The organism is Protofrankia sp. Cr1 (assembly GCF_963555865.1).
Classification (GTDB): domain Bacteria; phylum Actinomycetota; class Actinomycetes; order Frankiales; family Frankiaceae; genus Protofrankia.
This window is the reverse complement of record NZ_CAUVXO010000534.1, coordinates 3213-3780: the sequence shown is the minus strand read 5'-3', so window position 1 is coordinate 3780 and position 568 is coordinate 3213. Positions and strand designations below refer to the sequence as shown.

The 568-nt window shown below is 66.2% G+C and carries 1 protein-coding gene; it reads right to left on the bottom strand.

Features of this window, described 5'->3' with window-relative positions; all coding sequences use genetic code 11:
• The coding region (locus tag U9980_RS25325; protein ID WP_322770225.1) for a malonic semialdehyde reductase at positions 1–458 on the bottom strand (458 nt) is incomplete at its 3' end.
• Between the last annotated feature and the right edge of the window lie 110 nt (positions 459–568).

Below are 568 nucleotides of genomic sequence, written 5' to 3'. Positions count from 1 at the left end.
GCCGCCAGCCCAGCGGCGCGGATACCCAGAATGAGGTAGCCGATCTGCAGGCCGGCGTTGAAGCGGGCCGTCTGCTCGCGAGCGACCGGTTCGGTGAAGAAGTCCTTGGCGTTCGGCAGATGGGGGAAAACCTGCGGGAGGTTCTCGTGGAAGTCGACGTCCGCGGCCACGATGGCCACGAGCGGCGCAGACTGTGTCTTCGCCTGGTTACCCGGGCTGAGATGCTGTACCAGCCGTTCCCGAGCCTCGGGCGAACGGACCAGGATGATCCGCAGCGGCTGCGCGTTCATACTGGTCGGCGCCCACTTGATCAAGCCATAGATGGCACGGACCTGCTCGTCGGACACCGGATCGTCGCTGAACGTGTTCGCAGTCCGGGCCGTGTGGAACAACAGATCCGCGGCGGCGGCGTCCAGCAGCAGGGCGTCTTCGCCGGTAGCGATATCGGTGATGGTCATGGAGGTCGGGACTCCTGATAGTCGGGTGGTTGCCATGAGCGCTCCGGGGACTGCGGCCTACGGGCGCGCGATCTGACGATCGTCGCGCGCCCGCTGGCCCAGCTGCTTAA